This window comes from uncultured Aquabacterium sp., assembly GCF_913773725.1.
Taxonomy (GTDB): Bacteria; Pseudomonadota; Gammaproteobacteria; order Burkholderiales; family Burkholderiaceae_C; genus Aquabacterium.
Genome location: NZ_CAJYGK010000019.1, coordinates 20,214 through 46,817, shown reverse-complemented (window position 1 = coordinate 46,817; position 26,604 = coordinate 20,214). Strand labels below are relative to the sequence as shown.

Here is a 26,604-nt window from a genome sequence, read left to right as displayed (position 1 = left end):
CGTGCCCGCGGCGCGCCTTGTTGTGATTGCCTCGATTGCCGACGGCCCGGGTACGCCGGCTGGGCACGGTGCTTGCCGCGGCGGGCCACCCCATCCCATCGCGAAGGTCGCCATGTCCACCTCTCTTCCTCGCAAGCCCGCCTGCCGGCGCGTGGCGATGATCGACATTCCCGAGCCGGGTGAGGGGGGCGCGCACGGCTTCCGTCACGAGGAGGGTCACGAGGCGGTGCTGCCCCTGGCGGCCGCGCTCGCCCGACAGGGGCATGCTGTCGACATCTACCGGGTCCGGACGTCGGCCGCCCAAGCCTCTTGCGAAGACGTTCAGGCGGGTGTGCGCATTCACCGTGTGGCCTTGCCCGGGCCCTGGCCGCTCGACCACCACGGTCGACTCAGTCAGACCGTGATGGCGTTTGCCGACGCCATCAAGCGCGCCGCGTTGCAGGTGTGGCCTTGTGATGTGGTCCACGCCTGGGGCGCCCTGGCGGGGCTGGCTGGCCTGCGCCTGACGGCGGGGCGCGTGTTGCCGTTGGTCTGGTCTCCGGGGGCGGGTGTCTGCCAGGGGGCGCTGGCCGGGATTGCTTCCGTGCTGGCGCGGCGGGCCGATGCCGTGCTGTGCCGCAGCGAGGCGCAGCGGGAGCGACTTGTCCAGCGTTTCGGGGCCTTGCAAGGCCGCACACGTGTGGTGTCGCACGGCTGTGACACCACCCAGTTCAGACCCCGTGCGCGGGGTGCCCTGCGGCTGTCGCTGGGTCTTCCCCCCGATGGCCTGCTCGTGCTGTGGGGGCAGGGGGCTTCGGACGTCTGGGCGACATCCGGGCGTGAGGCGCCGCCGGCTTACCTGCCCTTTTTGCGCGCCCTGCACAAATTGCCGGCGCACACGGTGACCCTTGGCGATCCCGCCCGTTCGCATGGAGCACCGTTGTCTGCCGTCGGCGTACATTGCCTTCCGGAAGGGTGGCGTGGCCTGCGCGGAGCGGCTCTGCGCAGTGCAGTGTGTGCCGCGGCCGATGTCACCGTCATGCCGGCTGCGCACTGGGATCCGGACCATCTGTGCCCACGGGAGTCCATGGCTTGCGGCACGCCTGTGCTGGTGCTGCCCGCGGTGGGCGACGAGGAACTGCGCTCGCTGGTGGCCGATGGCGCGGCGGGTCGGATGCTGCGGCACGCCCATCCGGACGCCTTGCGGGACGCGCTGCGGGACTGGCCACAGCACCCCCGTGCGGCGGCCACGCTCGACATGGGCTGTCTGCTGCGCGCCCGCACGTTCTTCACCTGGGCGAAGGCTGCGGAGCACACGTTCGCAGCCTACGAGGCCGCGAGGCGGCCCGCTGCCACGCGCGATGATTGCCGTCCCTTGACGTTGGTTCGCTGCCTGCCCCGTCCATTGGGAGCCCAGCCGGCCGGGGTGAACGCATGAACGCAATTCAGGCAGCGTGGCGCCATGTGCTGGTCGTTCGTCTTGACAACATGGGCGATGTGCTGATGTGCACGCCGGCCATGCGGGCGCTGCGCGAGGCGGCCCCCGAAGCCCGTGTGACTTTGCTCACCTCGCCGGCCGGCGCCCGCCTGGCACCCCACCTCGACATGGCGGATGCCGTCACGGTGTTCCGGGCGCCGTGGGTCAAGCCGGCGCCGGGCGGGGAGGTCGACGACGAACAGGATCTTGTGAACTGGCTTCGCAATGAAGCGATCGACGTGGCGGTGATCATGACGTCCGCCACGCAGAGCCCGCTGCCCATGGCGCTGCTGTGCCGAATGGCAGGCATCCCCGTCCGCGCGGCGCACGCGCGTGAGAACCCGTATGCCCTGCTGTCCCACTGGGTGCGCGACCACGACGCCCTGGGCCCCGGGATGCGGCACGAGGTGCTCCGGCAGATCGACCTGGTGCGCAGCCTGGGTGTGCCAGGGCCGAGCTCCATGAGGCTGGGACTGGGGGTCCGGGACACCGATCGCATGGCCGCCCGCAATGCCCTGCTGGCTGCGGGCGTCGTGCCGGGTGGGCCCTACATCGTCGTGCACCCCGGGGCCACCGCGGCGTCCCGACGCTACCCGGCGGCCATGATGGGAGAAGCCATGCGGGGGCTGGTGGCCGAAGGGTGGACGTGCGTCTTCTGTGGCAGTGCCGACGAGCGGGCCGCTGTGCAGTTGGCGCGCGAGGCCATTGCCGGGCCCACAGTCGATCTGAGCGGCCGGTTGACGCTGGGTGAGCTGGCTGCGCTGATCGAGGGGGCCTCCCTGCTGGTGTGCAACAACAGCGGACCGGCCCACATGGCGGCGGCATTGGGCACCCCGGTCGTGTGCCTCTATGCACTGACCAATCCGCAGCACACGCCATGGCTGGTGCCCAGGCGCTTGCTGAGCCGGGAGGTGCCGTGTCGGGACTGCCTGCAAAGCGTCTGTCCCGAGCCGGGTCACCCGTGTCTGACCGGGGTGCCTCCCCGAGATGTGGCCATGGCCGCGCGCGCCTTGCTGGCGCAACCGGGTACCGTAGATGACAACATCGATGCGCATGCCGCGTGCTGACCACTGCGCCCTGGTGGACGCTGCGCTGGGCCCCGTGCGGCGTGTTGCCGTGCTGCGGGCGTTGATGCTCGGAGACATGTTGTGTGCCGTGCCGGCGCTGACGTCGTTGCGCCAGCGTTTTCCCCACGCGCACATCGCCCTGGTCGGGCTGCCCTGGGCACGCGAATGGGTCGAACGCCTGTCCTGTGTGGACGAGTTCATTGCCTTTCCCGGGCACCCGGGGCTGCCGGAGCAAGGGCCGCCTGACGAGCTCGCGCAGTCTGCATTCTTGGCCATGATGCGAGGTCGATGCTGGGACCTCGCCATTCAGTTGCATGGCTCCGGTCGGCTGACGAACGAGCTGGTGAGCCGATGGGGCGCGCGGCATGTGGCTGCCTTTCACGAGCCCGCGCTTCAGCCACCCGAGCCCTTGCTGGCGGTGCCCTGGCCCACGCAGGGCACCGAGGCAGCGCGGCTCGCGAGCTTGTTGAGCGTGTTCGGCGAAGCGGTGGCGGAGACCGTGCCGGGCGATGCGGTCTTTCCCTTGCGCCCCTCGGACCGCGAGGCCGCGCGGGCGCTCCTGCGCGAACATGGCGCTGAGCCAGGGCGCCCGTGGATCTGCCTGCATGCCGGCGCGCAGTGGCCATCGCGACGCTGGCCGCCCGCCCGCTTTGCCCAGGTGGGCCGGGCTCTGGCGGCCGCGCACGATGTCACGCTCGTGCTCACAGGCGTGGCGTCCGAGGCCCAGGTGGTCTCAGGGGTGGAGGCGGCGCTGCAGGGACTCGGGCCGTCGCGCTGCGTCAACCTCGTCGGTCAGACGCCGCTGTGGACCGTGGGTGCGCTCATTGAAGGCGCCAGCCTGCTGGTCAGCAACGACACGGGGGTATCCCACATTGCCGCGGCGCTCGGTACGCCCAGCGTGGTCGTCAGTTGCGGCGCCGAGGTGGCGCGATGGGCGCCGGGGCGACCGGACCTGCATCGCGTGCTGTGGGCCGATGTGCCGTGCCGTCCTTGTATGCACGCACGCTGCCCTACAGCCCACGAGTGTGCGATGGCCGTCTGGCCGATGGACGTGGTGGATCACGCATTGAGCCTGCTGGATGAGACGAGCCGCCCCGAGGGCCCACATCCCGCGTCCCAGCCCCGCTTGCGCCCTCATTCCCCTCACGAACAGGAGCCTGCATGGCCACGCCTTCCATCCGATCCATTCTTGTGACTGGCGGCGCCGGCTTCCTCGGCACCGCGCTGTGCGAGCGCCTGCTGGAAGCGGGTCACGAGGTGCTGTGCGTGGACAATTTCTTCACGGGGCGGCGCGGCCAGGTCGCCCACCTGCTCGATCATCCTCGATTCGAGTTGATGCGGCACGACGTCACCTTTCCCCTGTATGTCGAGGTCGACGAGATCTACAACCTGGCCTGCCCGGCTTCGCCCGTGCATTACCAGCATGACCCGGTCAGCACCACCAAGACCAGTGTCCACGGCGCGATCAACATGCTGGGCCTGGCCAAGCGGCTGCGGGCCCGTATCTTCCAGGCCTCCACCAGCGAGGTGTATGGCGATCCGACCATGCACCCCCAGCCCGAGCATTACCGCGGCCACGTCAGCCCGATCGGACCGCGGGCCTGCTACGACGAGGGCAAGCGCTGCGCCGAGACGCTGTTCTTCGACTACCACCGCCAGCATGGCGTGAAGATCAAGGTGGCCCGAATCTTCAACACCTACGGGCCTGGCATGCATCCGCACGACGGGCGGGTCGTGTCCAACTTCATCGTGCAGGCGCTCAAGGGGCAGCCCATCACCGTGCAAGGCGATGGCAACCAGACCCGCTCGTTCTGCTACCGCGATGACCTCATCGAGGGATGCATGCGGCTGATGGACACGCCGGACGAGATCACGGGGCCGATGAACCTTGGCAACCCGTGCGAGTCGACCATCGGCGAACTGGCCGAACTCGTCGTGCGCCTGACCGGCTCGGCCTCCCCGATCGTCGTGCGCCCCTTGCCGGTGGACGACCCGATGCAGCGCTGCCCCGACATCACGTTGGCCCGCGAGACGCTGGGCTGGGCCCCGAAAGTGGCCCTCGAGGAGGGGCTGCGCCGTACCATCGCTTACTTCGATGCGCTGCTGTCGGCAGGGCCAGACAGTACGACCGGCGCCGGTCGGTCTGCCAGCCCGTTGCTCAGGTCGGCGATAGGCGGTGCGCGCCCGGGAAGGGATCCGATCCCGTCAGCGGTGGGCAGTCCAGCCACTGCAACGCAAACCAGCCGCGGGCATCCAGCCACACCGGCCCAGGCTGAAGACCGACCGACTCCGACAGCGACCGAAAGCCGGCCAGGGTGAACTTGTGCGAGCACTCCGTGTGCAACGACTCACCTTCGGCCAGCGTGAATGCCTCGCCATCCAGGTGCACGGTCTGCCGAGTGGTGCTCACCAGGTGCATCTCCACCCGCTGCAGGGCGGGCACGTAGCAGGCGTGGTGATAGAAGCGCTCGGGCTCGAAGTCGGTGTGAAGCTCCCGGTTGGCTCTGGCGAGCAGGTTGCGGTTGAAGGCGGCGGTCACGCCGGCCGCATCGTTGTAGGCAGCATGCAGCACCGCCGGATCCTTGACGAGGTCGATCCCCACCAGCAGGCCGCCGCCGGCCAAGGCGCGTCCGGCCATTGCCAGAAAGGCCCTTGCCTCGTCCGCATCGAAGTTGCCGAGTGACGAGCCGAGGCACAGCCCCACGCGCTGTGCGGAGGGGGCTCTGCCGGGCGGCATCCGAAAGGGCTGCATGAAGTCGGCCACCACAGGGCGCACGTCTAGCATGGGATGATCCCGACGGAGGGCCGCCGCTTCAATTTGCAGGTGCGCGCCCGAGACGTCGATGGGCACGTATCGCCGCGGGGCCCGCAGGGCCTGCAGCAGGGTGCAGAACTTGATGCTCGACCCCGCCCCGAATTCGATCACTTCGGCGTCAGGCCCGATCCGGTCCGCGATCGCCTGGGCGTGCTCCTGCAGCACACCCATTTCCACCCGAGTGACGTAGTACTCGGGCTGCTGGCAGATGGTCTCGAACAGCCGGGATCCGTGCTCGTCATAGAAGAACACCGGCGCGATCGTGTGAGGCCGCCGGCTCAGCGCCAGGCGCATGGCCTGGCGAAATCCGTCCGATCCGGACTGTGGCGTGGGCATCCGCACGGCGGTGGGAACGGGCAGGGTAGAGCGGTTGGGGAGCACGGAAGAGGGCATGGGCATGTGCGGCCTGGCGGCCGCGATTCAGAGGTCGCGGGCCAACCGGACACCGGTGAACTGCCACCGGGCGGTTGGAGGGAAGAAGTTCCGGTAACTGGGGCGGGTCTCCCAGGAGGGGGTGGCATGGCTGGCGCCGCGCAGAACCTGCTGTCCGACCATGAACTTGGCGTTGTATTCAGCCAAGGCGCCCGGCCAGGGCCGGTATCCTGGGTATGGCTCATAGGCTGAGCGGGTCCACTCCCACACCCGACCCAGGCCGTGGGGCAAGGGACGGGTGCACCAGTCCTCAGGCCCGGCCTGCCTCGCCCAGACCTCCCATTCCATTTCGGTGGGCAGGCGTGCGCCGGCCCAGGCGGCCACGGCGAGCGCCTCGTGGAAGCTCAGGTGTGCCACAGGCTCGTTCGGATCGACCTGCTGCCGGCCCTGCAAACCGAGTGTGGTCCATTGACCGTCCCGCTCCGCCCAGTACAGCGGTGCTTGCCAGTCCTGCGCCTGAGCCAGCGCCCATCCGTCGGAAGCCCACCATTGAGGGTCCTGATAGCCGCCATCCTCGATGAAGTGAATCAGGTCACCTCCGTTGACGGGACGACTCGCCATGGCGAATCCCGGCACCATCACATCATGAGCCGGTCCCTCGTTGTCAAAGGCGAGACCAGCGCCGTCGTGCCCGATGCGATACAGGCCCGGCGACATGGTGTGCCAGCCGAGTTCAGGGCTGACACCACCCTGACCCAGGGCCGAATCGGGCGCAGCCTCGAGGCGCACTGCGGGTTCCTGAGGGTGCCGGGCGAACAGCGCCAGGATGTCGGTGAGGATCAGTTCCTGATGCTGCGCCTCGTGGGCCATTCCAATGCGTGCGAGCAGCTCGACCTCGGGCCACGCGCGGCCGTCTACGCCATCGATCAGCTGTTGCATCGCCCGGTCGACGTCCTGTCGCCAGGCAAGGATGTCTGCCAGCGGCGGCCGGGTCAGCAGGCCTCTTTCGGGGCGGGGATGACGGGGGCCCATGCTTTCGTAGTAGGAGTTGAACAGCACATGCCAGCCCGGTCGGACGGTGTCATGAAAGCCGTTCGGCATCAGCACGACGGCCTCGAAGAACCAGGTCGTGTGCGCCAGATGCCACTTGGTCGGGCTTGCATCTGGCATGGCCTGTGCACACTGATCTTCGACAGTCAGGCCCCGCGTGCGCGACAGCGTCTCGCGACGGACGGTGTCGTAATGCCGTCGAAGGGCTGCTCGGGAAGCCACTTCGTCCGGCAGGCGAGCGGGCATGGCGGCGGTGAGGTCGTGGGCAGGAAAGGACATGGCGACGGGCACGAGGTCGGTACGGAAGGCGCCGCCCCCGGCGGCAAGCCCCATGCCTGCCGACCCGCACGACACCAGTGGCCCGTGCGCCTCTCGGGATCGTGGCTTGCTGCCCAGAACACAGGCGCCCCGTTCGGCGACCGCTGTCTCAACCCACGAAGGAGATCCCATGTTTGCCCACAACAAGCGCTTGCAGTACACCGTACGCGTACAGGAAACGAATCCCGGCCTCGCCCAGTTGCTGCTCGAGCAGTTCGGTGGGCCACAAGGGGAACTGGCCGCTGCCTGCCGCTACTTCACCCAGGCGCTGTCCGAGGAAGACGCCGGCCGCAAGGACATGCTGATGGACATCGCCACCGAGGAGCTCAGCCACCTGGAGGTGATCGGCACCATGGTGGCCATGCTCAACCGGGGTGCGAAGGGCCGCGTGGCGGAAGGTGTCGATCAGGAGGCTGATCTGTACCGCGCCATCAACGGCCCAGGCAACGACTCCCATGTCACTCAGGTGCTCTACGGTGGTGGAACGCCTCTGATCAACTCGGGGGCGGTGCCCTGGACAGCGGCCTATGTCGACACCATTGGTGACCCGACCGCGGACCTTCGTTCCAACATCGCTGCCGAGGCCCGCGCCAAGATCATCTACGAGCGTCTCATCAATGCAACCGACGATCCGGGCGTGAAAGAAGCCCTCGGCTTTCTGATGACGCGCGAGGTTGCGCACCAGCAGCAGTTCGAGAAGGCCCTGTATGCGATCCAGCCCAACTTCCCACCGGGCAAGCTCCAGGGGGACCCGCGGTTCACGCGGGCCTACTTCAACACCTCCCAGGGAGCCGGCGATTGCCGCGGCCCGTGGAACAGCGAGGAGAACTTCGACTACATCCACAGCCGTGATGAACACCTTGCCGTGGACGGTGGAACCGGCATGGCGGAGGTGGGCATGACGTCCCAGGAACTGGACCTGGTGGACCGGTTGGCGGCCCGCACCAGCTCCGACCGGGCGGCGAACCCCACGACGGGTGCAGACCTGGGATCGGGCTTCAACGGACAGGGCAATGGCGCGCAGGGCGGCGCCAGCGCGCCCCTCTGACGCCATGGCCTGGCCTCGACGCACGGTGTGGGACGGCGAACCGGGCGGGACGATGCGGCTGCGCTCGGGCGCACCGTGGCGGCGCAGCATCGGACTGCTCATCCTGCTGGGCGGGCTGATGGCGTCGGCCTCGACGCTGTGGTCCGCCTTGCCTCCCGCCGCGCAGCATGCGGGGCTGGCCGGCCTGGTGGCCGCTGCGGCCACGGCCCTCGGCACGCTGCCGGTGTGGCTGGCCCAGACGACCTCGGAACGCGCCCGAGACACCATGATGGGCTTCGGTGCGGGTGTCATGCTGGCCGCCACGGCGTTCTCGCTGGTGGTGCCGGCCCTGGAGGCTGCGCGCGCCCAGGGGCAAGGTCCCTGGGGAGCCGGCTGTGTGGTCGGCGCCGCCATCCTGTTCGGTGCGGCCTGCCTGGTCACGCTCGACCGCTGGCTGCCACACGAGCATTTCATCAAGGGCCCGGAGGGCGCGCAGGGGGCGTTGTCACAGCGCCTGCGGCGTGTCTGGCTCTTCGTCTTCGCGGTGGCCTTGCACAACGTGCCGGAAGGTCTGGCCATGGGGGTGGCCTGGGGCGGGACCGATGCCCGGGCGGCTTCCGCGCTGGGTGCGGGCATCGCCATCCAGGACGTGCCCGAGGGGCTGGTGATCGCGGTGGCCCTGCGAGGCGCCGGCTATGGCCGGATCGCCTCGGCGGGCATTGGCGCGCTGTCGGGACTGGTCGAGCCGGTCGCGGCCGTGGCGGCGGCGCTCGTGGTCACTTGGTCGGCCGTGCTGCTACCGTGGGGCTTGGCCTTCGCAGCGGGCGCCATGCTGTACGTCATCAGCCACGAGGTCATTCCCGAATCGCACCGGCAGGGGCACGAGCGCCTGGCCACAGCCGGGCTGATGCTCGGCTTCGTGCTCATGATGCTGTTCGATACGGCGCTGGCGGCGGGCTGATGACGGTGGTCGGTGGGTACAGGTCCTGGCGGGTCAAGGGCAGGGGCGACAGCCCCTGGGTTCGCCGCGATGCCAGGATCTGGTACACGCCGATGTCGCCTTCTTCGAACTCCAGCGCGCTGGCGGCCATGTACAGCCGCCAGATGCGGTAGGTGACCTCGCTGACGTGCTGCAGCGCTTCCTGGTGGCGCGCTTCCAGGCGTCGAACCCAATGCCGCAGGGTCAGGGCGTAATGCGGGCGCAAACCCTCGACGTCCCAGATTTCGAAGCCCTGTGCCTCCATGTGCCCCATGACGCGGCTCACGCGGTCGAGCTGCCCGTCCGGGAAGACATAGCGGTTGATGAAGCGCGTGGAGACGGTCTCGCCCCAGCCGTCTTCCTCGTGCGTGATGCCGTGATTCAGCATCAGGCCGCCTGGGACCAGCAACCGCTGCGCCGTGGCGAAGTAGCCAGGCAGGTTGCGCAGGCCGACGTGCTCGAACATCCCGACGCTGGCAATCTTGTCCCAGCATGCCTCCCCGGGCAGATCCCGGTAGTCCATCAGCTCGACCGTGACACGGCCTTGCAGGCCGGCTTCGGCAATGCGCTGCCTGGCGAGTTCAAGCTGGCGATGGCTCAGCGTGATGCCATGGGCCCGCACACCATGCTCACGGGCCGCGTGGATCAGCAAGGCGCCCCAGCCGCAGCCGATGTCCAGGAAACGTTCACCGGACTGCAGGCGCAGTTTGCGGCAAATGTGTTCAAGCTTGGCCGTCTGCGCGCGGTCCAGCGTGTCTTCAGGAGACTGGAAGTACGCGCAGGAATAGACCATCTGGCGGTCCAGCCACAATCTGTAGAACGCGTTGGAGACGTCGTAGTGATAGGCGATCGCCCGGCGGCGGCGATCTCGATCCTGAAGGGCGATCGGGCGTGCAGAGTCCCGGACGACGGGGCCACCATCTGTGTCGGCCGGCACGCGCCACCGCAGGGCCAGGGCCTTGGCCACGAGCTGAAGTCGCTCCGACCACGAACGAGGGCCGCCGATCTGGCTTTTCAGGCTGAGCGCCGCGTACAGGTCGCCCGCCACGTCAAGATCGCCGCGGAAGTAAGCGTCGGCCAGTGCGAGTGGGCCTCCTCCCAGAACCGACCGCCACAAGGCGCCGGGATGGTGGAGCGCCAGCCCGAACCGCGGCGTGCCGCGACCGAAACGAAGAACCTCGCCATTCCACAGATGCACCGTCAGTGCTTGTTGGGGATCGCGGAGAAGAAGCATCAGGATGTCTCGGGCCAGGCGCACGTCGCGCTCTGCGCTGCCAGAGATCATCGAATGGTCGGTCTGCATGGAAGGGAAACCTCGTAACGGAGCGCACGCAGGGTTGCGCATGCCCTCGCGCGGGCAATCGGCGTGCCGGGGTGTCCGCTCAACGGGTCACCGCGTGCAGAAGCCGCTGCCAGTCGGTCACGAAGCGATCGATGTGAAAGCGATCATGGGCAGCCTGCCGGGCGCGCTCACCCATGCGCCGTGCCTCCTGGGGGTGCGCCAGCAGGTGCGCCATGCCCTCGTACAGGCGCTCGGGGCGGGTGTCGATGAAGCCGTGGTAGCCATCGCGGATGACCGTGACCAGCTCCGTGGTCGCCAGGCCGACGATCGGCATGCCGACCATCATCGCCTCGATCACCGCCAGCCCCAGACTCGTGTAGCGAATGGGGTTGAAGAAGAAGCGGTGTGCCGCCATCACTTCCGGCAATTGCCGATGAGGCACTTCACCTGTGCCGCCGAGGCGGTCTGCACCCATGCCCACCAGGGTCAAGGGCACCCGCGCGGCCGCTTCCTGGTACAGGTCTGCACCCAGTCGGCGCCCTCGGCGATCCAGGTTGTTGACGACGACCAGGCCTGCCGCCGCTTCGCCATGGTGAACGGCATGGGTCAGCAGCTTGACGCCATGCTCCACCACCGCCGTGGGCTGCTCGCCCGCATCCCACATCAGCGCGTTGAACGGCGTGCAGTGAACCAGCAGGGTTTCACCGTCCTGCACCCAATGGCGCGTGTTGGTGGGATGCTGCTGGGGCGGATCGTGCTCCAGGTAGATGCGGGGCAGACGGCGTTGGGCTTCGCTGAGCAGGGTGTGCTGCTCCTGCTCATAGGCCTCGCGTGACTGGAACAGCACGACGTCGAACGCCATGTCGCGCAAGCGCTCCACCGGGGCATCGTGAACGTTGTCGCCCCATGGCAGCGTTCCGCAGCGGCCGCCGTGATGCGGGGTGCGGTCTGCGTCGGCCACCAGGTAGAACTCGTGCGGTACCTGGCTGAGGTAATACATGTAGTTGCCGTGGACATGCCAGGTGAGGATGCGCAGCGGTCGACTCATCAACGGGCCTTCAGAAGAAGAGGACGCGGAAGTGCAGGGCCCCGCGTACACGCCAGTAAAGAGACAAAAAGGGGATAGCCACCGAGGTGACCAGCATCTCGGCCACATGCGATGGCTCGAGTGATGCGCCCCTCAGCCGGGCGGCAATGAAGCGCAGCAAGGCCGCGGCGACCGCGAGGCCGGCTCCCGCAGCCGTCGCGTACCAGCCCTCCCACAGGCTGAGGAGGGCCAGCAGCGTGCCGAACACGATCAAGTGGTAATGCCAGGGCGGGGTGGACCGGATCTTGAGCCGGTAAAGGTGGGGGTGCTTCTTGAACAGCAGCGCGTCGAAGAAGACGTTGGCCTGCTGGCGCAGCGACACGCCCCAGCGCTCGGGCCGGACGGGGTGCACGACCGTGGCTTTGGGTGCCCAGCCGACGTGGCCGAGCTGCAGCAGCGAGAAATGCAGGTCCGAGTCCTCCCGCCAGGCGCGCTGGAAGCGCTCGTCGAATCCCCCGACGGACACCAGCGCGTGCCGCCACACGAAGGCGTTCGCCGTTGCGAACTCCGCCCGCTCCAGGCCCTGCGTCATGCGTTCATGGTCGGTAGGCCGCGGCCGGGTGGGCACCACGACGCGCCCACCCACGGCCACGGCGCAGCGCGTCATGGCCTTGCAGCCCTCCATCAGCCAGTCTTCGTCGGGCTCGGTGTCGTCGTCGGTGAAGGCGATGAGGGGCGCAGAGCTGGCTCGCCAACCCCGGTTGCGGGCCGCGGCCGGCCCGCGTGTACCGCGGGGTTGAAGGTATCGGAAGGCCGGTGCACCCTGACACCGTCGATGGAAATCCTCGACCACCTGACGGGTGGCTTCGGTACACCCGTCGTCCACCACGATCACCTCATAGCTCTGCCCGGACAGTGACTGCCGGGTCAGTGCCTCGAGACAGCGTGCCAGCAGCTGAGGTCGCCTGTAGGTCGGGATGATGACTGCCACCGAGAGCGTCATGCGCGTTCCCCTTTCTCGATCAGCCACGATCCCATCACCAGGGCATCGAGCGGCGTGCTGAAGAACGCATGCAACGCGTCCTGCGGTGAGCACACGACCGGCTCACCCCGCACATTGAAGGAGGTGTTGATCAGCACGGGCACCCCCGTGAGGGCACCAAAGGCTGTGAGCAGCCGATGAAATCGCGGCTGCCGGCTGGCATCCACAGTCTGGACGCGGGCGGTGCGGTCGGTGTGGCAGGCCGCCGGAATGCGAGAGGCCTGTTCGGGGTGCACGTCGTAGATGAACAGCATGAACGGAGACTCCCCCTGATTGGCCTCGGCCGGGCTGAACCAGTCTGCGAGGTGCTCCTGGGGCACCACCGGCGCCACCGGACGGAAATCCTCCCGGTCTTTCAACTCATTGAGACGTGTCTGCATGGCGGCGTCAATGGGCGAGGCCAGGATCGAGCGGGCACCCAGAGCCCGGGGGCCGAACTCCATGCGTCCTTGGAACCAGCCGATGACCTTGCCTTGCGCCAGCAGCCCGGCGGTGGCTTCCTCGACGTTGTCCAGCTTGCGGGCGGGCAGCTTGGCCCACTTCAGCACAGCCCCGATCGCCTCGTCATCGAACTCCGGGCCGAGCAGCGCGTCCTGCATCCGCCATGCACGGGGCGCCAGCGGCGTGACACCGGTCGGCGCGGGCGTTGCATCTGCTTCGCTGCTCAGGCGCTGGCGGGCGTCGACCCACAGGGCGGCGCCCAGTGCGGTGCCTGCATCCCCCGCGGCCGGCTGCACCCAGACGGCGTCGAACAGGCCGCTGTCCCGCAGTCGGGCATTCATCACGCAGTTCAGTGCCACGCCACCCGCCATGGCGAGGTTCGACTCGCCAGATTTCCGCTGCAGCCATGCGGCCAGCTGCCGGACCGTTTCCTCCAGCACCTGCTGCAGCGATGCGGCCAGGTCCAGATGCCGGGATTCAAGTGCGGCTCCCCGCTCGCGCGGAGGGCCGAAGTGAGTCACCAGATCGAGCGGCTCGATGGTGTACTGACCGTCGTCGCCCACGTGCACATGGGCCTGCAGGACATCGGCAAACCGGGGCTGGCCCAGGGCGGCCAGTGCCATCACCTTGTACTCGTCGGACGAGTGGAGAAAGCCCAGGTGCGTGGTGATGCGCTCATACAGCAGACCCAGCGAGTGGGGCATGCAGACCTCTCCCAGCGGGGTATAGCCACCTTCGCGGTAGACCCCGTAGGTTGTGGTGGCGTCTTCACCGCGTCCGTCGAGCGTCATGACCGCACACCGATCGAACGGGGCCGCGAGGAAGGCACTCGCCTGGTGGCTCAGATGATGAGACACGAAATGAAATCGGTACGGCCCGTCGTGCCGCACACTCCGGAAGCGCGCCTCCAAATGGTGAGGGGCAGCGCTGGCCAGCTGACGCGGCGCATTGACGATGTAGGACGCGAACAAGGGGTCCCACACATTGTCCCAGCCCCCCGGCGGGTGGGCGGACGGCGACAGCGGCAGGGTGATCAACTCGCCGATGTGCCGATCCCGGATGAACTGTGCGGGATCGTAGCTGTAGGCGACGTGGTCCACCTCCGCCAGCGTGATACCGGCCTGCGCCAGGCAGAAGTCCATGGCGTGAAAGGGCAGCTCCCAGGCGGTGAAGGGCAGGGGGCGCTTGGCATGCTTGATCCGCGTGAAACGCTCTTCCTCGGCGGCCGCAAGGACCTTGCCGTCCACGACGAGCGCGGCGGCAGAATCATGGAAGGCCGCATTGATGCCCAGGGTGATCATGGCTTCTCCGTTTGAGGGGATGGAACGGTGCTGCCTTCAAGTGCCTCCTCGTGTGTCAGGATGGCGCGCGCCGCTTCCAGAAGATCGGGAGCGCGCACATCCGGTGTACGGATCGGCGTCAATCGCCATTCGGTTTCGTTGCCCACATCCATCAACACCGTCCGGCAGCCTGCTCGGCGACCGGCTTCCACGTCGTTGAGGATGTCGCCCACCATCCACGAGCGTCGAAGATCGATCTGATGCACCGCAGCAGCCTGCAGCAGCAGGCCGGGTGCGGGCTTGCGACACAGGCAGCCGGGGGCCAGCGCACTGGCTGCCGGAGCGTGCGGGCACACGAACACGTCCAGAATGTTCACCCCACCTGCCGCCAGCATGGCGCGCAGCGCAGCCAGCGCCTGGTTGAGTTGCAGGCGGTCGAACAACCGCCGTGCCAGACCGGACTGGTTGGTCACGATGACCAGGAGAAAGCCGCGAGCCTGCAAGAGGCGCAGGCCTTCGATGGCCGAGGGCGTGAGTTTGAGCAGGGCCGGGTCGACGTTGTACGGCACGTTCTCGATGATGGTGCCATCCTTGTCGAGGAAGATGGCACGCCGGCGCGGAGCGGGCGGTGCGGACGACGGCTCGGGCTCGGTCGGTCGGGCCGTGGTGCGCATCACGGCCATGACGTCTCTTGCGGCGGCACGATGGTCAGTTCGGCCACGATGGCGTCGCGCGGCATGCCCAGCATGAAGCACACCGCGTCGGCCACCCGGCCGGGGTCCTGCAGCTTGGCCGGATCCAGATCAGGGAACCGGTCCAGCAGGAACGGGGTGCGCATGCCTCCTGTCACCAGGGCGCTGACGCGCACGCCGCTGCTGCGAAGCTCTGCATGCAGCGCCCGCGACAGGCCCAGCAGGCCCCACTTGCTGGCGTGGTAGGCACTGGCGTTCGGCCAGGCCCGCACCGCGGCCGTCGAGGTGATGTTGACCACCTGACCGCCTTGACCACCGTCGCTGTCCTTCAAGGCCGGCAGGGCCAGCTTGGTCAACAGGAAGGGGCCGAGGAGATTGGTGTGGAGCACGTGCGTCCAGGCTTCCACACCCACCTCGTCCAGCGGCGCGGTGACGTCGGTTCCGGCGTTGTTCACCAGGATGTCGAGCCCGCCGAACCGCTGGAGGCACAGGCTCATGGCGTGAGCGGCACCTTGCTCGCTGGAGACGTCCAGACGGATGGGGAGGGTGCGCTCCCCGCCTGGATCAAGCGCATCGGCCAACATCTTGGCCTTGTCTCCAGCCAGGTCAGCCAGCACGACACGGGCGCCGCCTTCGATCAGCCGGCGGCTGATGGCGGCACCCAGGCCGCTGGCGGCACCGGTGACGAATGCGACCTTGTCATTGAGGTCGACCGTTTGGGGCATGAAGGTCCTCCCTTTCTTTATGATGATGAATGGATGGCGTCAGCGGATGGCAATGAAGTCCTTGAGCGTGGGGCGCTCCTGCGTGGTGATGTGCAGGGCCAGCTCAGCCCGCCGACGGCTTTGAAGGGTGTCGTCATAGACGTCCAGCAGCATCTTTGTGACCCGCTCCCATGTAAAGAGGGATCGGACACGCCGCATGCCGGCTCGCCCCATGGCGAGTGCCAACCGCGGGTTGGCATGGAGATGGCTCAAAGACTGAGCCAGTGATGCCGGATCGCGCGGGGGAACCAGGTAGCCGGTCACCCCGTCGGTGACGGTGTACTGAAGGCCCCCCACGGCGCTGGCCACGACCGGGATGCCGCACGCCATGGCTTCCAGGGGCGTGATGCCGAAGGGCTCGTACCAGGGCGTGGTCACGAAGACATTGGCCGCAGCGTAGTGGCGGCGCAGGCTCTGCCGCGGGCGGTGTCCCAGGAAGTGCACCTTGTCGGCCACCCCGGCTTCCAGTGCGACCTGCCGCAGGCGCCCGATTTCGGGTGTTCGTTTCGCGTCGGGGTCCGGACCGTCGCCCCCCACCACCAGCAGCCGGGCTGGTACGCGTTCGGACAGAAAGGCCAGCGACCTGATCACGTTGTCGATGCCCTTGCGGGGCACCAGCCGCCCCAACTGCAGGATGACGAAGTCGTCGGCGCCCAGATCCAGTCCCAGCTCCGACCTGGCTCGCAATCGGTGCAGGGGGCCGAACTCCCCGGCGTCGAAGCCGCAGGGGACCATCCGGATGCGCTCTGCATCGGCCTGGTAGAGGCGGATCAGATCCCGCTCGTCCTGAGGGCACTCGGCGATCAGCGCGTCCGCGTCTTTCACCAGGCTGCGTTCGATGTCGATCCGGAGCGCTGGAAAGCCATCTGCTTCCCCCTGGTGCTCGCGGCGGACCAGACCGAGTGCATGGAACGTGATCACGTAAGGGATGCCCAGGGCCTTTTTCAGCTGCTGCGCGACCATTCCGGACATGAAGAAGTTCGCATGCACGATGTCATGTCGCGGCCCATGGCGCAGCAGTTGTTCGGCAGCGCGCGCAAAGGCCGGCATCACCGGCAGCAGCTTTTCCTTGGGGATGAAGGTGGCCGGCCCGGCAGGAATGTGAAAGACCCGCACGCCGGGCCGCATGACCGTCATCGGGGGCTGGTCAGGATGATCCCGGCGCGTGAGCACGTCCACCTGGTGTCCTGCCATCGCGAGACAGCGAGCCACCTGCGCCACGTAGACGTTCTGCCCGCCGGCATCGACGCCGCCGCCGGCTGCCAGGGGCGAGGCGTGTTCGCTGATCAGCGCGATGCGCAACGTGGGGTTCATGGAGGATCCTGTTGTTCAGCGGCCTTTGGGCAATCGTCGTGCCTGGCGGTCTCTCAATGCATAGGCGCGCGCCGTGACGGCGGCACTGAGCATCAGGATCAGGGCGGTCCCCCACGCAAGTCGGCGATGGCTCATCCTTCGTCCCGCGTCAGCAGACTGGACACGGCGCGCGCTGCGGTGAGCTGCCAGCGGCTCCATGTTTCCAGGCAGTGCGGCAGCAAAGGGCGTCGATCACCCTGCGGCCCCACCATGTCTGGCGCGGCCTCGGTATCGTGGGCCGATACCAGCAAAGCCATGCCCATGAGGGGCGGGGTGGACGGGACGGGGCTGTCCGGGCGGTAAGCGTCGTGTCGCGTCATGATGGTGTGCCGGGTAGAAGGTTCATCCACAAGAACGGGTCCCTGCAAGGGCCGCCGGCGCAAGAAGGGCAACCGCCATGCCCGCGCAGTCACATCAAAGGCGTACTGTCGTCCGACAACCCGCCCTCTTGCGACGGGTCGACGGGCTGGTTGGGGTCCGGGTCGTTGACCGGGGCAGCTGGCGTGTCATCGGGCAACTCGACTGGAGGAGGGTCCGGGAAAAGCCGTGGCAAGGGCTCGGGTGCCGGCGGCATGCCGCTTTGTTCGATGGGCTGGTCGGGCGGGCGGTCCTCGGGCGTGGTCAGTCCTCGGACGTCGCTCGGACCATCGCTGGTGCCGCTGGGGCCGAAGAGATCCTGGTCGTCGTCGGCCGGCGTGGGGGCGGTGGTGGGGCGGGCGGGCTGTGGCATGGTGAAAGCTCCTGTTGTGGCAGACGAGTCGGTCTGCCCTGCCTGCATGCGGCAAGCGGTGGGCCTCAAGCGGGGCGGACGTAGCGCGGCAGAAAGCACCGGTCCGGCCCGCGGGCGAAGCTCACCGTGATGCCGACGTCGTCGATCCCGATGACGCGGCCCCGACCGTAACGGGGCACGCGGACGGCGTCGCCCATGCGTACCGCGCGCCCCGGGGGAGGCGATTCCGCTGCGCCAGCCGGCGTTTCCGTACCGGCCCGATCGGCCTCGGCCTGTGCCGCTTGCATGCGCTCGCAGTTGTCACAGTGCCCACAGGGCGCATGTGCCACTTCGGGGTCGAAATGTTGCAGCAACATTTGCCACCGGCAGCGCCCGGACTGGCAGTAGGCCACCAGTTCTTCAAGCTGCGCCCGGTCGTGGGCCTTGCGGGCCGCGTGCTCTTCCAGCAGCGGGGCCAGAGCCTCGTCGTCGATGCGCGGCGCGCGCTGACGGAGAACGCCGCTGCGGTCCCGGGCAAGCAGGCCATGGCGCCGCAACAGCACCACCGCCCGCTGTACGCGCTGCCGCGGCCGGCCCAGCGCACGTTCCAACTCCTCCAGGCGCCAGCCAGGCGAATCTGCCGGGGGCTGGCCAATCAGCTCATGCACGGCCTTGAGCTCGTCCACCGAGGGCAGCTGGCTGGCCAGGAAGAACTGCTGAATCCGGCGGTCCTGCGCCAGATACAGCAAGGTGCACTGCGCGCCCTGGCCGTCGCGGCCCGCCCGTCCTGCACTCTGGTAATAGCTGGCCAGGCTCGCAGGCATCTGATGCTGAATGACGAAGCGGATGTCGGGCTTGTCGATGCCCAGCCCGAAGGCGGGCGTCGCCACCATGAGCCGCGCATGACCCTGCATGAACTCATCCTGCGCAGCGTGGCGGCGCCCCCGGGGCAGATGGCCATGGTAGAGCGCCGCGCTCTCGCCGTTTTCGACCAGTCTGGCATGGATGGCCTCCGCTGCCTTCACCGTGCTGGTGTAGACGATGCCCTGCCCCTGCAAGGCGTTTGCCAGTGTGAGCAGTCGGGCCTGCTGGGCGGCCTCGCTGTCGATGTGGTCGACCGCATGGCGCAGGTTGGGGCGGTACAGCCCGGCGTGGACAACCTGCATGTCGGTCAGGTCGAGCTGGCGCATCACATCGGCCACGTCGTCGGGCGTGGCGGTCGCGGTGAGGGCCAGAACGACCGGGCGGCCGAGGCGTCGCAAGGCTGTGCCGATCTCCAGAAAGGCCGGCCGAAAGTCGTGGCCCCATTCCGCGATGCAATGGGCCTCGTCCACCACCAACAGGCTCACCGGATGAGCGCAGAGATCCTGCAGGAAGCCGGGTGTGGTCAGGCGCTCCGGGGTGGTGAACACAATGCGCGCAGAACCGTCCTGAATGGCCTGGCTGGCGCGTTCGGCTTCGGCTGCAAGCTGGCTGCTGTGCCGCTGGGCGACCGGGATGCCGAGCGCCCGCAGCTTGTCGTGCTGATCCTTCATCAGGGCGACCAGCGGCGACACCACCAGGGTCCGACCTTCGAGCAGCAAGGCCGGCAACTGATAGCACAGCGACTTGCCTGCCCCTGTGGCCATCAGCGCCAAGGTATCGTGCCCCGCCATCACATGGCGGATCACCTCTTCCTGACTGGGACGGAGATGGTCATGGCCGAAGCGTCGCCTCAGGAGCGTCTGGAGCTTGGACGCCCAGTGCGGTGGGGCCGCCACGTGTTTCACGTCCGGGGCGGCCCGCGCCGCTCAGGGCTGCATGGCATGATGAGGATGGGTCGGTGCGGCGTGTGGCTGCCCCTCGGCCTTGTGACGGCGTTCGGTGATGAGTCGCAGCGCCACGGGCCACAGCAGCGGCAGCACGGCACCCAGCAGGCCGCTGCCGCGCGCCGCCTCATCGGCCGTGCCGACGGCCGACCGCCGTGGCAGAGGCAGCAGCGGGCCCACCACCGGGAGGTTGCGCAGCAGGAACAAGACCGTCGGGTAGCGGTTCAGCCCTCGCCAGGCCCGTGTGAGGCGTGCGCGCCGGCGGTAGAGCAGCACGGTGGCCAGCGCGGCGCCCCCGCCTGCGAAGACGAGTGTCCGCCGGCCGGGCATGAGGCGTTCGCGCACCGTGCGCCGGGCCTCCTGGCGCCACACCCTCAGGCGGGCATCGCTCGCCGCGATGGCTGCTTCGGTGGCGCGAATCTGTTCGCTCAGGGACATGGGGACTCCAGGGCCGTCAGGGGGGCGGTGTACGTCGCGCAGCCGTGTCCGTCCCAGGAGGAAAGGGCACGGCGGGATGGGGCATCGGTCCCGTCGCGGGCGCCACCACCCCCGTCGGGGCCGGTGGATCCTGCGGACCAGGGTGAGGCTGACCCAGATGCTGCAGCATGCGCAGCGTCGCCGGAAAGCCGAGGCGGGAGCCGATCCGGTAGGCGGTGCTCCAGATGGCATAGGCCGCCCCGATGTTCACGAGCAGCACCACCAGCAAGGCAACGCCCCATGGCATGCCGTGGGCCGTGCATGCCAGGTAGATGGCGACCAGCACCGTGGCCCACGCCGCGCAGGCCATCAAGGCAGCCAGCACGGCCAGCATGATCATCTGGGTGACCTGCAGCCCGATCTGGCGCCCCTCCAGGACGATCAGGTGCAGCCGCTCCTGAATCGCGTGAGACAGCTCCTGCGACAGGGCACTGATCAGGGCGCCCACCGGCAGCGACGCCGGTGGCTCACCGGATGATGCAGCCGGTCCGGCGGCGGCCTGCCCCGCAGCGTCGGGCGTGTTCATCCGCGATCGCTGCCGATGCGGCTGATGAGCACACCCACGGCGACCGCGACCAGCACGGAAGCCAGCGGATTGCGTCGAACGCAATCGCGTGCCGATTCGACCCAGGCCTCCTCCATTTCGCCCAGAGCAGCGGCTTTCTCGCGCAGGGCCTGGGCTGCATTGGCGGCGGCAGACTGCAGTTGTTCGATGGCCGGGGCCGCCTTCGCCGCCATGCGGTCGATCGCCTCATGAGCGGACTGGGTGGCCTTGTCGACGTTCTCCCGCGTGCGGGTGGCGTCGCCGGTGGTGCTCGTGGTGGTGTCGGTGACCATGGTGTCTCTCCTTGCGTTGATGATGAAATGGCAGGTGCCTGGCCCCATCAGGGCAAGCAACGTGCCGCGTCCGGCCGGTGCCCCGCGTAGCAGGTGCAGGCGGCGCGCAACGTCAAAGTGACCGAAAGACCGGTCAGAACGACATCAGCCATTGACGACCTCGCCGCCGTTCGGATGCAGCACCTGCCCGCTCATGAAGCTGGCGTCCGCGCTGGCCAGGAAGACATAGGCCGGGGCGATCTCGTCGGGCTGTCCGGGCCGTTTCATGGGCACCTTGCTGCCGAAGTGCGAGACCTCTTCTTCCGTGAAGGTGGACGGAATCAGTGGTGTCCATACCGGCCCAGGCGCGACGGCGTTCACCCGGATGCCCTTGTCGGCCAGCTGAAGCGACAGCGAGCGCGTGAACGCGACGATGGCGCCTTTGGTGGCCGAGTAGTCGACGAGGCCCGGGCTGCCGCGGTAAGCAGTGACGGACGTGGTGTTGATGATGCAACTGCCGCGCTTCATGTGGGGCAGGGCCACGCGCGTGAGTTCGAACATTGCGAACACGTTGGTTCGGAACGTGCGCTCGACCTGCTCCAGGTGCAGCTCGGAGAAGTCCTTGACGGGGTGCTGCTCTGCGGCGTTGTTCACCAGGATGTCGATGCCACCGAAGCGTTGGACGACCGCCTCGACCGCCTTCGCCACAATGTGCGGATCCCCGAGGTCGCCGGCGAAGGTCAGGCACTGAACGCCCTCGGCTTCCACCAGGGCGCGAGTGGCTTCCGCGTCCTCGTGCTCTTCGAGATACAGGATGGCCACGTGCGCTCCTTCCTGGGCGAAGCACGCGGCCACCGCGCGGCCGATGCCGCTGTCGCCGCCAGTGATGACGGCCACCTTGCCGGCCAGCCGGTTGCTGGCGCGATAGGCCTCGGCCGAGGAGGACGGGGCCGGGTTCATGTCGCCTTCGCGCCCGGGCTGGCTATCCTGATGCTGGGGCGGAAGTGTGGTGGGTTGATCGGCTTGGGGGCTCATCGGGGTTCCTTTCAGAGGGCCGGCCCGCGGCCGGCGTTCCCCCCTCAGGCGGCAAGCACCATGCCCCGCACGGGCGGACGATCTCCACCCGCGCCGCCGGCCCCTGAGGGACCGGCCACCGGATCACCCGCGACGGCGACGGGCCACCAGGCCGGCTGCCATCAGGCCGCTGAGCGCCAGGGACCAGGTCCGAGGCTCGGGCACCGGCAGCGTCGTGGAGCTCAGGGAGTAGAAGCCACCGCTCGAGCCCGTGGCCAGGCCCGTGATCAGGTAGTAGTAGTTGCCGGCGCCGGTGGTCGGCGTGAAGGTCACGGGGCGGCTGCCGGTGGTGCCATCGAAGTCGTAGCTGCCGATCAGCGTGTCCGGCCCGGCCTTGTCGAAGTACAGGCTGAGTTTGGCGTTCGTGATGCCGAGCAGCGACAGCAGGTTGTTGGTGACGGCGGTGGCAGCCAGGTGGGTGTCGTCAGGCAGCGTGAACAGGATGGTGTCCGAGAAGGACCCCGGCTCCACGGTCGACGCGACGAATTCCAGCGTGCCGTGCTCGCCCCAGTCGACGTCGGAGGCGAACGCGCCGTGAGCGGCCAGGGCGGCTCCCAGGGCGATGGCGAGGTGTTTCATGTGCATGGTGACTCCTGAAAGTTGGTACGAACCCGAAGTGGATCCGCGCCCTTTCGGCAACGTTTGTGCCCTGCAGCAATCGTCCGCCCCCCGATCCGGTGGCCCGGCGACACGGTTTGTCGAGAGACCGGGTACGCCACCTGCTGATCGCTCCCTTCGACCCTTGCGTGGAATCGCCCCTGAAGCGCCTTCCGCGCCTTTCCACCTGACATGTCGCGCCGTGCCGATTTCACATCGTGCGATGTGCCCGAGCTTGCCGCTCGGATGTACGAGCGAGTGTGTAAAAAGGCGAAACAGAACGCTTCAGCGGGTTGGTGTCCGAAATGCCGGGAGATCCGCTCAAAACCCGCTTCGTCTCCCCGATATGAGGGGAGATATCGCGGCGCGGTACCGGGAAGATCCTGTAAATCTTGCCTGACTTGGCCCGTGCCTCACCCGGTTCTGACCGGAACTCCGGGTTGGACTCTCCCTTGTTGGTGCGCTTTCGACCCTGACGGCATCAGGGGTGCACGCAAATCAGCGCAGGTCAACTGTAAGCATGGTGACTCCTGCCGGTCACATCGACCGATGTGGCACCGCACAATGCCTCTCCCTACAGCAAAGGAGCGCGATCCATGCCCCACGCACTCGTGGTTGATGACGAGGCCGATGCCGCCGAAATGATGGCCGCCATGATCGCCACGGAAGGTTTCACCGTGGCGACCGCCGGGTCCCTACGGGACGCAAGACGGCAACTGGCGCTGCAGGAGCCTGATGTGGTCCTGCTCGACCTGATGCTGCCGGATGGCAGTGGCATGCAGTTGTTCGAAGACGCGAAGGCGCTGGCCAACACCGAGGTGGTGCTCATCACCGGTCATGCCAGCCTGGACACCTCCATCCAGGCCTTGCGCATGGGCGCTGCCGACTACCTCGTCAAGCCTGTCAACATGAAGCAGCTCAGCGGCATCCTGTCGCGGCTCATCAAGCCCGCCACACTGCAGGCCGAGGCCTCCACGCTGCTGGATGGCCTGGAGCGCGAGGGTCACTTCGGCCAGCTCTGGGGGCGATCGCCGGCCATGCGCAGGATTTACGAGCAGATCCTGCGTGTGTCCGGCACAGCGGTCACGGTGTTCATCACGGGCGAGAGCGGCTGCGGCAAGGAAGTCGTGGCCAGCACCGTGCACGACCTGAGCCGCCGCCGCAATCGGCCCTTCCTGGCCGTGAACTGCGGTGCCATTTCTCCGCACCTGATCGAAAGCGAGATCTTCGGTCACGAAAAGGGCAGCTTCACCGGCGCGGACCGCCAGCACCAGGGCTTCTTCGAGCGGGCCAGCGGCGGCACGCTGTTTCTGGACGAAATCACCGAAATGCCGCTGGATCTTCAGGTCAAGCTGCTTCGGGTGTTGGAGACCGGCACCTTCATGCGGGTGGGGTCGACCCAGCTGATCGACACCGACGTGCGGATCATTGCCGCCACCAACCGTTCCCCCGAGCAGGCCGTGCGCAGCGGCAAGCTGCGGGAAGACCTGCTCTATCGCCTGAACGTGTTCCCCATTCACCTGCCGCCGCTGCGTGACCGGGCCGAGGACGTTCCCTTGCTGGCCGAGCACTTTCTGGAGGAGATCTCCCGGCGAGAGGGACAGCCCCGGCGCTGGTCGCAGCAGGCGCTCGCGCGCCTGCAGGCCTATCGCTGGCCCGGCAACGTGCGCGAGCTGCGCAACATCGTCCAGCGCGCCTATGTGATGGCCACCGAGCCGGTCATCGTCGACGATTGCCTGCCGACCGCCGAGGCCCCGCTGCCCGTGATGTCGGGTGCGCCTGTCCTGCAGATCCGGGTGGGCACGCCGCTGGCGGAGGTGGAGCGCCAAGTCACGCTGAGCACGCTGGAATACCTGGGGCGACACAAGGAGCGCACGGCTGCCACGCTGGGTGTGAGCCTGAAGACGCTGTACAACCGTCTGAAGGAGTACGCGACGGTGCCGATGAAGGATTCGGAGTCCGACAGCGAGACGACCACCTCGCCTTGAGGTGAGAAGGGGCGTTCAGGCGCGTTTGCGGACCTGAACGTCCACCGTCATGCCGAGGTAGTCGGCGGGGGCACCGGTCCATGTGCCGCTCAACGGGGACGCGAGGCTCGCGTGCCGCGCGACGCCGACGCGGATCAGGTCATGTCCACCGATGAGGTTGTTGGTGGGATCGAAGGGAATCCAGCCCGCGCCCGGCAGGTACACCTGCAGCCAGGCGTGGGTGGCCCCGGCCGAATCTGCCTGTTCCAGCTCCGCGCCATACACGTAGCCGCTGACGAAGCGGGCGGCATAGCCCAGCGCGCGGGCCGCTTCGATCATCAGGGTGGCGAAATCACGGCAGGTGCCGGACGCCTTGTCCAATGTCTCGCACGGCGTCTGCACGCCCTCTTCATTCCGGACCTGGTAGGTCATGCTGTCGCGGATCGCCTTGTTCATCCGGACCAGCACCTCACGGCTGTCGGTCGGGCCCTCCGCGTTCAGGAACGTCTGCGCCCACTGGCGCAGGCGAGGTTGCTCTTTCAGGTAGTACGGGCGCAGGTAATGGGCAAGGGCCACACGGTCTTCCCGGCTGTACCGAAAGGGGTGGTGTCGGGCATAGGCGTCGATGGGCAGATCCAGCGCCCGTGAGCCGGTGTGCTCCACCGTGAAGGTGCAGACGAAGGTCAGCTCCTGAGCCTCGTGCACAGGTTGCACGATGGCCACCGAGTTCGAGTACACGTCCTGGATCAGCCGGATGTCCTGCGCGCCGGGTGTCACCTGAAGGTCGGTGGCCAGCACGCGCAGATCGTGGCTGTCACGGGGGCGGAACATCACGCGGTGTTCACCCAGTTTCACCGGCCGTGCGTACCGATAGGTGGTCGTGTGCGTGATGTCGAAGACGAAGCTCACCATGGTGGGGTCGCCGTCTGCCGGCTGTGTCAGGCCGGCACGGCCACGGCAGCGCGCTGCTGGACATGGTGCGTGTACAGCTGATCCAGCCGTGCCAGGACCTGCCGGATGTTCAGTGGCTTGGGCCATGTCTCGAGGAAGGTCGAGCGCGTGAGATCGGGCGCGTCCTCGGCTGTCACCGCGATGGCCGGCGTGTGGCCCAGCGCGGGCAGGGCGCGCAACTGGGCGAGCAGGCCGGTGCCGTGGCAATCGGGAAGTCGCAGATCGAGCAGAAGGAGGTCCGGCGTGTGGCGCGACGCCGCGTTCAGACCGCTTGCACCGTCGATGGCGACATCCAGAATCAGATGGGGGCGCAATCCAAAAATCGCGCGCATGACTTCAATGTTGACCGGGTGGTCTTCAACATACAGAACCCGCATGGCTGCCTCGTTGACGGTGTGGATCCTTGCCGGCCTTGTGGGCTGGCGCTCGTCCCGATCAGGGGCAAACCGCATGCCCGCTCCCTGCTCGGTCTTCGAAGGGTGACAACGGGCATCGGGCTTGCCGGATTTGTGCGAGACCGGCGCGCGGTGCTGCCGGTGTGGCGAAAGGAGCGAAGGATGAATTCAGCAATGACAAGCCCGTCCCTCAGCACGGAGGCCGTCAACGGCAGCCCGATGGGCGCGAATCCGAGTGGGCCGGGGCCTCGACTGATGACTGCCAGCACGCTCGAGGGAGACCCCGTGCTCAATCTGGCCGGCGAGACGCTTGGCAAGATCGACGAAATCATGCTCGACGTGCCGACCGGCCGGATCGCCTACGCGGTGATGTCCAGCGGCGGCTTCCTCGGGATGGGGGACAAGCTGTTTGCCATTCCGTGGCGCGCCTTGACCCTGGATCCCACCCGAAAGTGCTTCGTGCTCGATGCGGACAAGAGCCGCTTCGAAGAGGCGCCCGGCTTTGACAAGGACCAGTGGCCCAGCCTGGAAGAGGTCGACGGGATGGGGCTGCAGGTGCAGTCCTATTGGGGCAAGGCCATCTACTGGGAATGAAAAGGACACCACCATGCGCAAGAAAACGCTGTTCATGATGTCGGCTCTGGCCGTGGGCCAGTACGCCTTGCTGAGAAAGTGGGCCGGGCCCGGTCGCCGCGGTGCGGAATCGGGGGGCGTGCCTGCAGGGCCCGCGGCATTGCAGACCTGGGAAGATGAGGGGGGTGGTCTGCCGCTGACCGGCGCTCAGTTGTCGACCGAGATTCCGGTGCGCCCGCAGACCACCCTGGGGCAGGACGGCTGACGGCCGC

27 protein-coding genes and 1 pseudogene are annotated in these 26,604 nt (G+C 67.8%); 9 read left to right on the top strand and 19 right to left on the bottom strand.

The annotated features are described in order from the left end of the window. Nucleotides 1-112 precede the first annotated feature (112 nt). From QZ709_RS02450 to QZ709_RS02435, 4 genes are read left to right on the top strand one after another with little or no spacing between them, the layout of a single operon-like run. Nucleotides 113-1,417 (top strand): glycosyltransferase, encoded by a 1,305-nt coding sequence (locus QZ709_RS02450; RefSeq protein ID WP_294635779.1) that lies wholly within the window; start codon nt 113-115, stop codon nt 1,415-1,417. After that, the gene (locus QZ709_RS02445; protein ID WP_294635778.1) at nt 1,414-2,523 is read left to right on the top strand and encodes a glycosyltransferase family 9 protein; all 1,110 of its coding nucleotides are present in this window, start codon (nt 1,414-1,416) and stop codon (nt 2,521-2,523) included. The genes QZ709_RS02450 and QZ709_RS02445 overlap by 4 nt, the downstream gene beginning before the upstream one ends. Further along, nucleotides 2,504-3,718, top strand: a complete 1,215-nt coding sequence (locus QZ709_RS02440) for a glycosyltransferase family 9 protein (protein WP_294635777.1) — start codon at nt 2,504-2,506, stop codon at nt 3,716-3,718. Before QZ709_RS02445 ends, QZ709_RS02440 begins: the two co-directional genes overlap by 20 nt. Further along, a complete protein-coding gene (locus QZ709_RS02435) occupies nt 3,685-4,842 on the top strand; it encodes an SDR family oxidoreductase (protein ID WP_294635776.1) in 1,158 nt (385 codons plus the stop codon). The genes QZ709_RS02440 and QZ709_RS02435 overlap by 34 nt, the downstream gene beginning before the upstream one ends. Here QZ709_RS02435 and egtD read toward each other — a convergent pair. Continuing rightward, nucleotides 4,805-5,632: pseudogene (gene egtD, locus QZ709_RS02430) on the bottom strand (L-histidine N(alpha)-methyltransferase); the annotation flags it as partial. The gene QZ709_RS02435 and the pseudogene egtD sit on opposite strands and share 38 nt — an antisense overlap. Before the next feature lie 126 nt (nt 5,633-5,758). After that, nucleotides 5,759-7,039, bottom strand: a complete 1,281-nt coding sequence (gene egtB / locus QZ709_RS02425; RefSeq protein WP_294635775.1) for an ergothioneine biosynthesis protein EgtB — start codon at nt 7,037-7,039, stop codon at nt 5,759-5,761. 169 nt (nt 7,040-7,208) lie between these two features. Between egtB and QZ709_RS02420 the strand changes: the two genes are divergently transcribed. Then, nucleotides 7,209-8,126, top strand: a complete 918-nt coding sequence (locus QZ709_RS02420) for a manganese catalase family protein (RefSeq protein WP_294635774.1) — start codon at nt 7,209-7,211, stop codon at nt 8,124-8,126. Nucleotides 8,127-8,244: 118 nt separating this feature from the next. Beyond that, nucleotides 8,245-9,066 carry a ZIP family metal transporter gene (locus tag QZ709_RS02415; protein ID WP_294635792.1) on the top strand — a complete coding sequence of 274 codons (822 nt, stop codon included), beginning with the start codon at nt 8,245-8,247 and terminating at the stop codon, nt 9,064-9,066. On the opposite strand, the gene QZ709_RS02410 is transcribed toward QZ709_RS02415, so the two are convergent. The 15 genes from QZ709_RS02410 to QZ709_RS02340 all read right to left on the bottom strand — a co-directional run bounded on the left by QZ709_RS02410 (nt 9,029) and on the right by QZ709_RS02340 (nt 22,434). Further along, complete coding sequence (locus QZ709_RS02410; protein ID WP_294635773.1) at nt 9,029-10,387, bottom strand: class I SAM-dependent methyltransferase; 1,359 nt, start codon at nt 10,385-10,387, stop codon at nt 9,029-9,031. The two genes, QZ709_RS02415 and QZ709_RS02410, sit on opposite strands and share 38 nt — an antisense overlap. Before the next feature lie 79 nt (nt 10,388-10,466). Continuing rightward, entirely contained in the window at nt 10,467-11,414 is a 948-nt protein-coding gene (locus QZ709_RS02405) for a glycosyltransferase family 4 protein (protein ID WP_294635772.1), read from the bottom strand. A gap of 10 nt (nt 11,415-11,424) precedes the next feature. Then, entirely contained in the window at nt 11,425-12,396 is a 972-nt protein-coding gene (locus QZ709_RS02400) for a glycosyltransferase (RefSeq protein WP_294635771.1), read from the bottom strand. After that, the gene (locus QZ709_RS02395; protein WP_294635770.1) at nt 12,393-14,177 is read right to left on the bottom strand and encodes a carbamoyltransferase C-terminal domain-containing protein; all 1,785 of its coding nucleotides are present in this window, start codon (nt 14,175-14,177) and stop codon (nt 12,393-12,395) included. The genes QZ709_RS02400 and QZ709_RS02395 overlap by 4 nt, the downstream gene beginning before the upstream one ends. Then, nucleotides 14,174-14,839: an HAD family hydrolase gene (locus tag QZ709_RS02390; RefSeq protein ID WP_294635769.1), complete on the bottom strand. Its 666-nt coding sequence runs from the start codon at nt 14,837-14,839 to the stop codon at nt 14,174-14,176. Before QZ709_RS02390 ends, QZ709_RS02395 begins: the two co-directional genes overlap by 4 nt. Continuing rightward, the gene (locus QZ709_RS02385) at nt 14,830-15,573 is read right to left on the bottom strand and encodes an SDR family oxidoreductase (RefSeq protein WP_294635768.1); all 744 of its coding nucleotides are present in this window, start codon (nt 15,571-15,573) and stop codon (nt 14,830-14,832) included. The genes QZ709_RS02390 and QZ709_RS02385 overlap by 10 nt, the downstream gene beginning before the upstream one ends. Before the next feature lie 39 nt (nt 15,574-15,612). After that, a complete protein-coding gene (locus tag QZ709_RS02380) occupies nt 15,613-16,926 on the bottom strand; it encodes a glycosyltransferase (RefSeq protein ID WP_294635767.1) in 1,314 nt (437 codons plus the stop codon). A 131-nt stretch (nt 16,927-17,057) separates the two neighbouring features. Next, the gene (locus QZ709_RS02375; protein ID WP_294635766.1) at nt 17,058-17,285 is read right to left on the bottom strand and encodes a hypothetical protein; all 228 of its coding nucleotides are present in this window, start codon (nt 17,283-17,285) and stop codon (nt 17,058-17,060) included. An 89-nt stretch (nt 17,286-17,374) separates the two neighbouring features. Next, nucleotides 17,375-17,695 (bottom strand): hypothetical protein, encoded by a 321-nt coding sequence (locus QZ709_RS02370; RefSeq protein WP_294635765.1) that lies wholly within the window; start codon nt 17,693-17,695, stop codon nt 17,375-17,377. Between the two features lie 65 nt (nt 17,696-17,760). Then, a complete protein-coding gene (locus QZ709_RS02365) occupies nt 17,761-19,434 on the bottom strand; it encodes an ATP-dependent DNA helicase RecQ (protein ID WP_294635764.1) in 1,674 nt (557 codons plus the stop codon). 30 nt (nt 19,435-19,464) lie between these two features. Next, nucleotides 19,465-19,920, bottom strand: coding sequence for a hypothetical protein (locus QZ709_RS02360; RefSeq protein WP_294635763.1), 456 nt, complete (start codon nt 19,918-19,920; stop codon nt 19,465-19,467). 16 nt (nt 19,921-19,936) lie between these two features. Then, nucleotides 19,937-20,485 (bottom strand): phage holin family protein, encoded by a 549-nt coding sequence (locus QZ709_RS02355; RefSeq protein WP_294635762.1) that lies wholly within the window; start codon nt 20,483-20,485, stop codon nt 19,937-19,939. Then, nucleotides 20,482-20,796, bottom strand: coding sequence for a hypothetical protein (locus QZ709_RS02350; protein WP_294635761.1), 315 nt, complete (start codon nt 20,794-20,796; stop codon nt 20,482-20,484). Before QZ709_RS02350 ends, QZ709_RS02355 begins: the two co-directional genes overlap by 4 nt. Nucleotides 20,797-20,940: 144 nt before the next feature. Further along, a complete protein-coding gene (locus QZ709_RS02345; protein ID WP_294635760.1) occupies nt 20,941-21,810 on the bottom strand; it encodes an SDR family oxidoreductase in 870 nt (289 codons plus the stop codon). Between the two features lie 123 nt (nt 21,811-21,933). Then, nucleotides 21,934-22,434, bottom strand: coding sequence for an FxDxF family PEP-CTERM protein (locus QZ709_RS02340; RefSeq protein ID WP_294635759.1), 501 nt, complete (start codon nt 22,432-22,434; stop codon nt 21,934-21,936). Between the two features lie 608 nt (nt 22,435-23,042). Here QZ709_RS02340 and QZ709_RS02335 point away from each other — a divergent pair. Beyond that, nucleotides 23,043-24,434, top strand: a complete 1,392-nt coding sequence (locus QZ709_RS02335) for a sigma-54 dependent transcriptional regulator (RefSeq protein WP_294635758.1) — start codon at nt 23,043-23,045, stop codon at nt 24,432-24,434. Between the two features lie 15 nt (nt 24,435-24,449). On the opposite strand, the gene QZ709_RS02330 is transcribed toward QZ709_RS02335, so the two are convergent. Together QZ709_RS02330 and QZ709_RS02325 are read right to left on the bottom strand one after the other, a co-directional pair. Continuing rightward, nucleotides 24,450-25,325: a transglutaminase family protein gene (locus tag QZ709_RS02330; RefSeq protein ID WP_294635757.1), complete on the bottom strand. Its 876-nt coding sequence runs from the start codon at nt 25,323-25,325 to the stop codon at nt 24,450-24,452. 26 nt (nt 25,326-25,351) lie between these two features. Continuing rightward, nucleotides 25,352-25,816: a response regulator gene (locus QZ709_RS02325; protein ID WP_294635756.1), complete on the bottom strand. Its 465-nt coding sequence runs from the start codon at nt 25,814-25,816 to the stop codon at nt 25,352-25,354. Nucleotides 25,817-25,933: 117 nt separating this feature from the next. Here QZ709_RS02325 and QZ709_RS02320 point away from each other — a divergent pair, with 117 nt between their 5' ends. Beyond that, nucleotides 25,934-26,353, top strand: coding sequence for a PRC-barrel domain-containing protein (locus QZ709_RS02320; protein WP_294635755.1), 420 nt, complete (start codon nt 25,934-25,936; stop codon nt 26,351-26,353). A 13-nt stretch (nt 26,354-26,366) separates the two neighbouring features. After that, nucleotides 26,367-26,597: a hypothetical protein gene (locus QZ709_RS02315; RefSeq protein WP_294635754.1), complete on the top strand. Its 231-nt coding sequence runs from the start codon at nt 26,367-26,369 to the stop codon at nt 26,595-26,597. The last annotated feature ends 7 nt before the right edge of the window (nt 26,598-26,604 follow it).

What these genes read in the sequence shown, in the direction of transcription:
- QZ709_RS02450 (WP_294635779.1), top strand. Translation starts at nt 113, where the DNA reads ATGTCCACCTCTCTTCCTCGCAAGCCCGCCTGCCGGCGCGTGGCGATG.
- QZ709_RS02445 (WP_294635778.1), top strand. Translation starts at nt 1,414, where the DNA reads ATGAACGCAATTCAGGCAGCGTGGCGCCATGTGCTGGTCGTTCGTCTT.
- QZ709_RS02440 (WP_294635777.1), top strand. Translation starts at nt 2,504, where the DNA reads ATGCGCATGCCGCGTGCTGACCACTGCGCCCTGGTGGACGCTGCGCTG.
- QZ709_RS02435 (WP_294635776.1), top strand. Translation starts at nt 3,685, where the DNA reads ATGGCCACGCCTTCCATCCGATCCATTCTTGTGACTGGCGGCGCCGGC.
- egtB (WP_294635775.1), bottom strand. Translation starts at nt 7,039, where the DNA reads ATGTCCTTTCCTGCCCACGACCTCACCGCCGCCATGCCCGCTCGCCTG.
- QZ709_RS02420 (WP_294635774.1), top strand. Translation starts at nt 7,209, where the DNA reads ATGTTTGCCCACAACAAGCGCTTGCAGTACACCGTACGCGTACAGGAA.
- QZ709_RS02415 (WP_294635792.1), top strand. Translation starts at nt 8,245, where the DNA reads ATGGCGTCGGCCTCGACGCTGTGGTCCGCCTTGCCTCCCGCCGCGCAG.
- QZ709_RS02410 (WP_294635773.1), bottom strand. Translation starts at nt 10,387, where the DNA reads ATGCAGACCGACCATTCGATGATCTCTGGCAGCGCAGAGCGCGACGTG.
- QZ709_RS02405 (WP_294635772.1), bottom strand. Translation starts at nt 11,414, where the DNA reads ATGAGTCGACCGCTGCGCATCCTCACCTGGCATGTCCACGGCAACTAC.
- QZ709_RS02400 (WP_294635771.1), bottom strand. Translation starts at nt 12,396, where the DNA reads ATGACGCTCTCGGTGGCAGTCATCATCCCGACCTACAGGCGACCTCAG.
- QZ709_RS02395 (WP_294635770.1), bottom strand. Translation starts at nt 14,177, where the DNA reads ATGATCACCCTGGGCATCAATGCGGCCTTCCATGATTCTGCCGCCGCG.
- QZ709_RS02390 (WP_294635769.1), bottom strand. Translation starts at nt 14,839, where the DNA reads ATGGCCGTGATGCGCACCACGGCCCGACCGACCGAGCCCGAGCCGTCG.
- QZ709_RS02385 (WP_294635768.1), bottom strand. Translation starts at nt 15,573, where the DNA reads ATGCCCCAAACGGTCGACCTCAATGACAAGGTCGCATTCGTCACCGGT.
- QZ709_RS02380 (WP_294635767.1), bottom strand. Translation starts at nt 16,926, where the DNA reads ATGAACCCCACGTTGCGCATCGCGCTGATCAGCGAACACGCCTCGCCC.
- QZ709_RS02375 (WP_294635766.1), bottom strand. Translation starts at nt 17,285, where the DNA reads ATGACGCGACACGACGCTTACCGCCCGGACAGCCCCGTCCCGTCCACC.
- QZ709_RS02370 (WP_294635765.1), bottom strand. Translation starts at nt 17,695, where the DNA reads ATGCCACAGCCCGCCCGCCCCACCACCGCCCCCACGCCGGCCGACGAC.
- QZ709_RS02360 (WP_294635763.1), bottom strand. Translation starts at nt 19,920, where the DNA reads ATGTCCCTGAGCGAACAGATTCGCGCCACCGAAGCAGCCATCGCGGCG.
- QZ709_RS02355 (WP_294635762.1), bottom strand. Translation starts at nt 20,485, where the DNA reads ATGAACACGCCCGACGCTGCGGGGCAGGCCGCCGCCGGACCGGCTGCA.
- QZ709_RS02350 (WP_294635761.1), bottom strand. Translation starts at nt 20,796, where the DNA reads ATGGTCACCGACACCACCACGAGCACCACCGGCGACGCCACCCGCACG.
- QZ709_RS02345 (WP_294635760.1), bottom strand. Translation starts at nt 21,810, where the DNA reads ATGAGCCCCCAAGCCGATCAACCCACCACACTTCCGCCCCAGCATCAG.
- QZ709_RS02340 (WP_294635759.1), bottom strand. Translation starts at nt 22,434, where the DNA reads ATGCACATGAAACACCTCGCCATCGCCCTGGGAGCCGCCCTGGCCGCT.
- QZ709_RS02335 (WP_294635758.1), top strand. Translation starts at nt 23,043, where the DNA reads ATGCCCCACGCACTCGTGGTTGATGACGAGGCCGATGCCGCCGAAATG.
- QZ709_RS02330 (WP_294635757.1), bottom strand. Translation starts at nt 25,325, where the DNA reads ATGGTGAGCTTCGTCTTCGACATCACGCACACGACCACCTATCGGTAC.
- QZ709_RS02325 (WP_294635756.1), bottom strand. Translation starts at nt 25,816, where the DNA reads ATGCGGTTTGCCCCTGATCGGGACGAGCGCCAGCCCACAAGGCCGGCA.
- QZ709_RS02320 (WP_294635755.1), top strand. Translation starts at nt 25,934, where the DNA reads ATGACAAGCCCGTCCCTCAGCACGGAGGCCGTCAACGGCAGCCCGATG.
- QZ709_RS02315 (WP_294635754.1), top strand. Translation starts at nt 26,367, where the DNA reads ATGCGCAAGAAAACGCTGTTCATGATGTCGGCTCTGGCCGTGGGCCAG.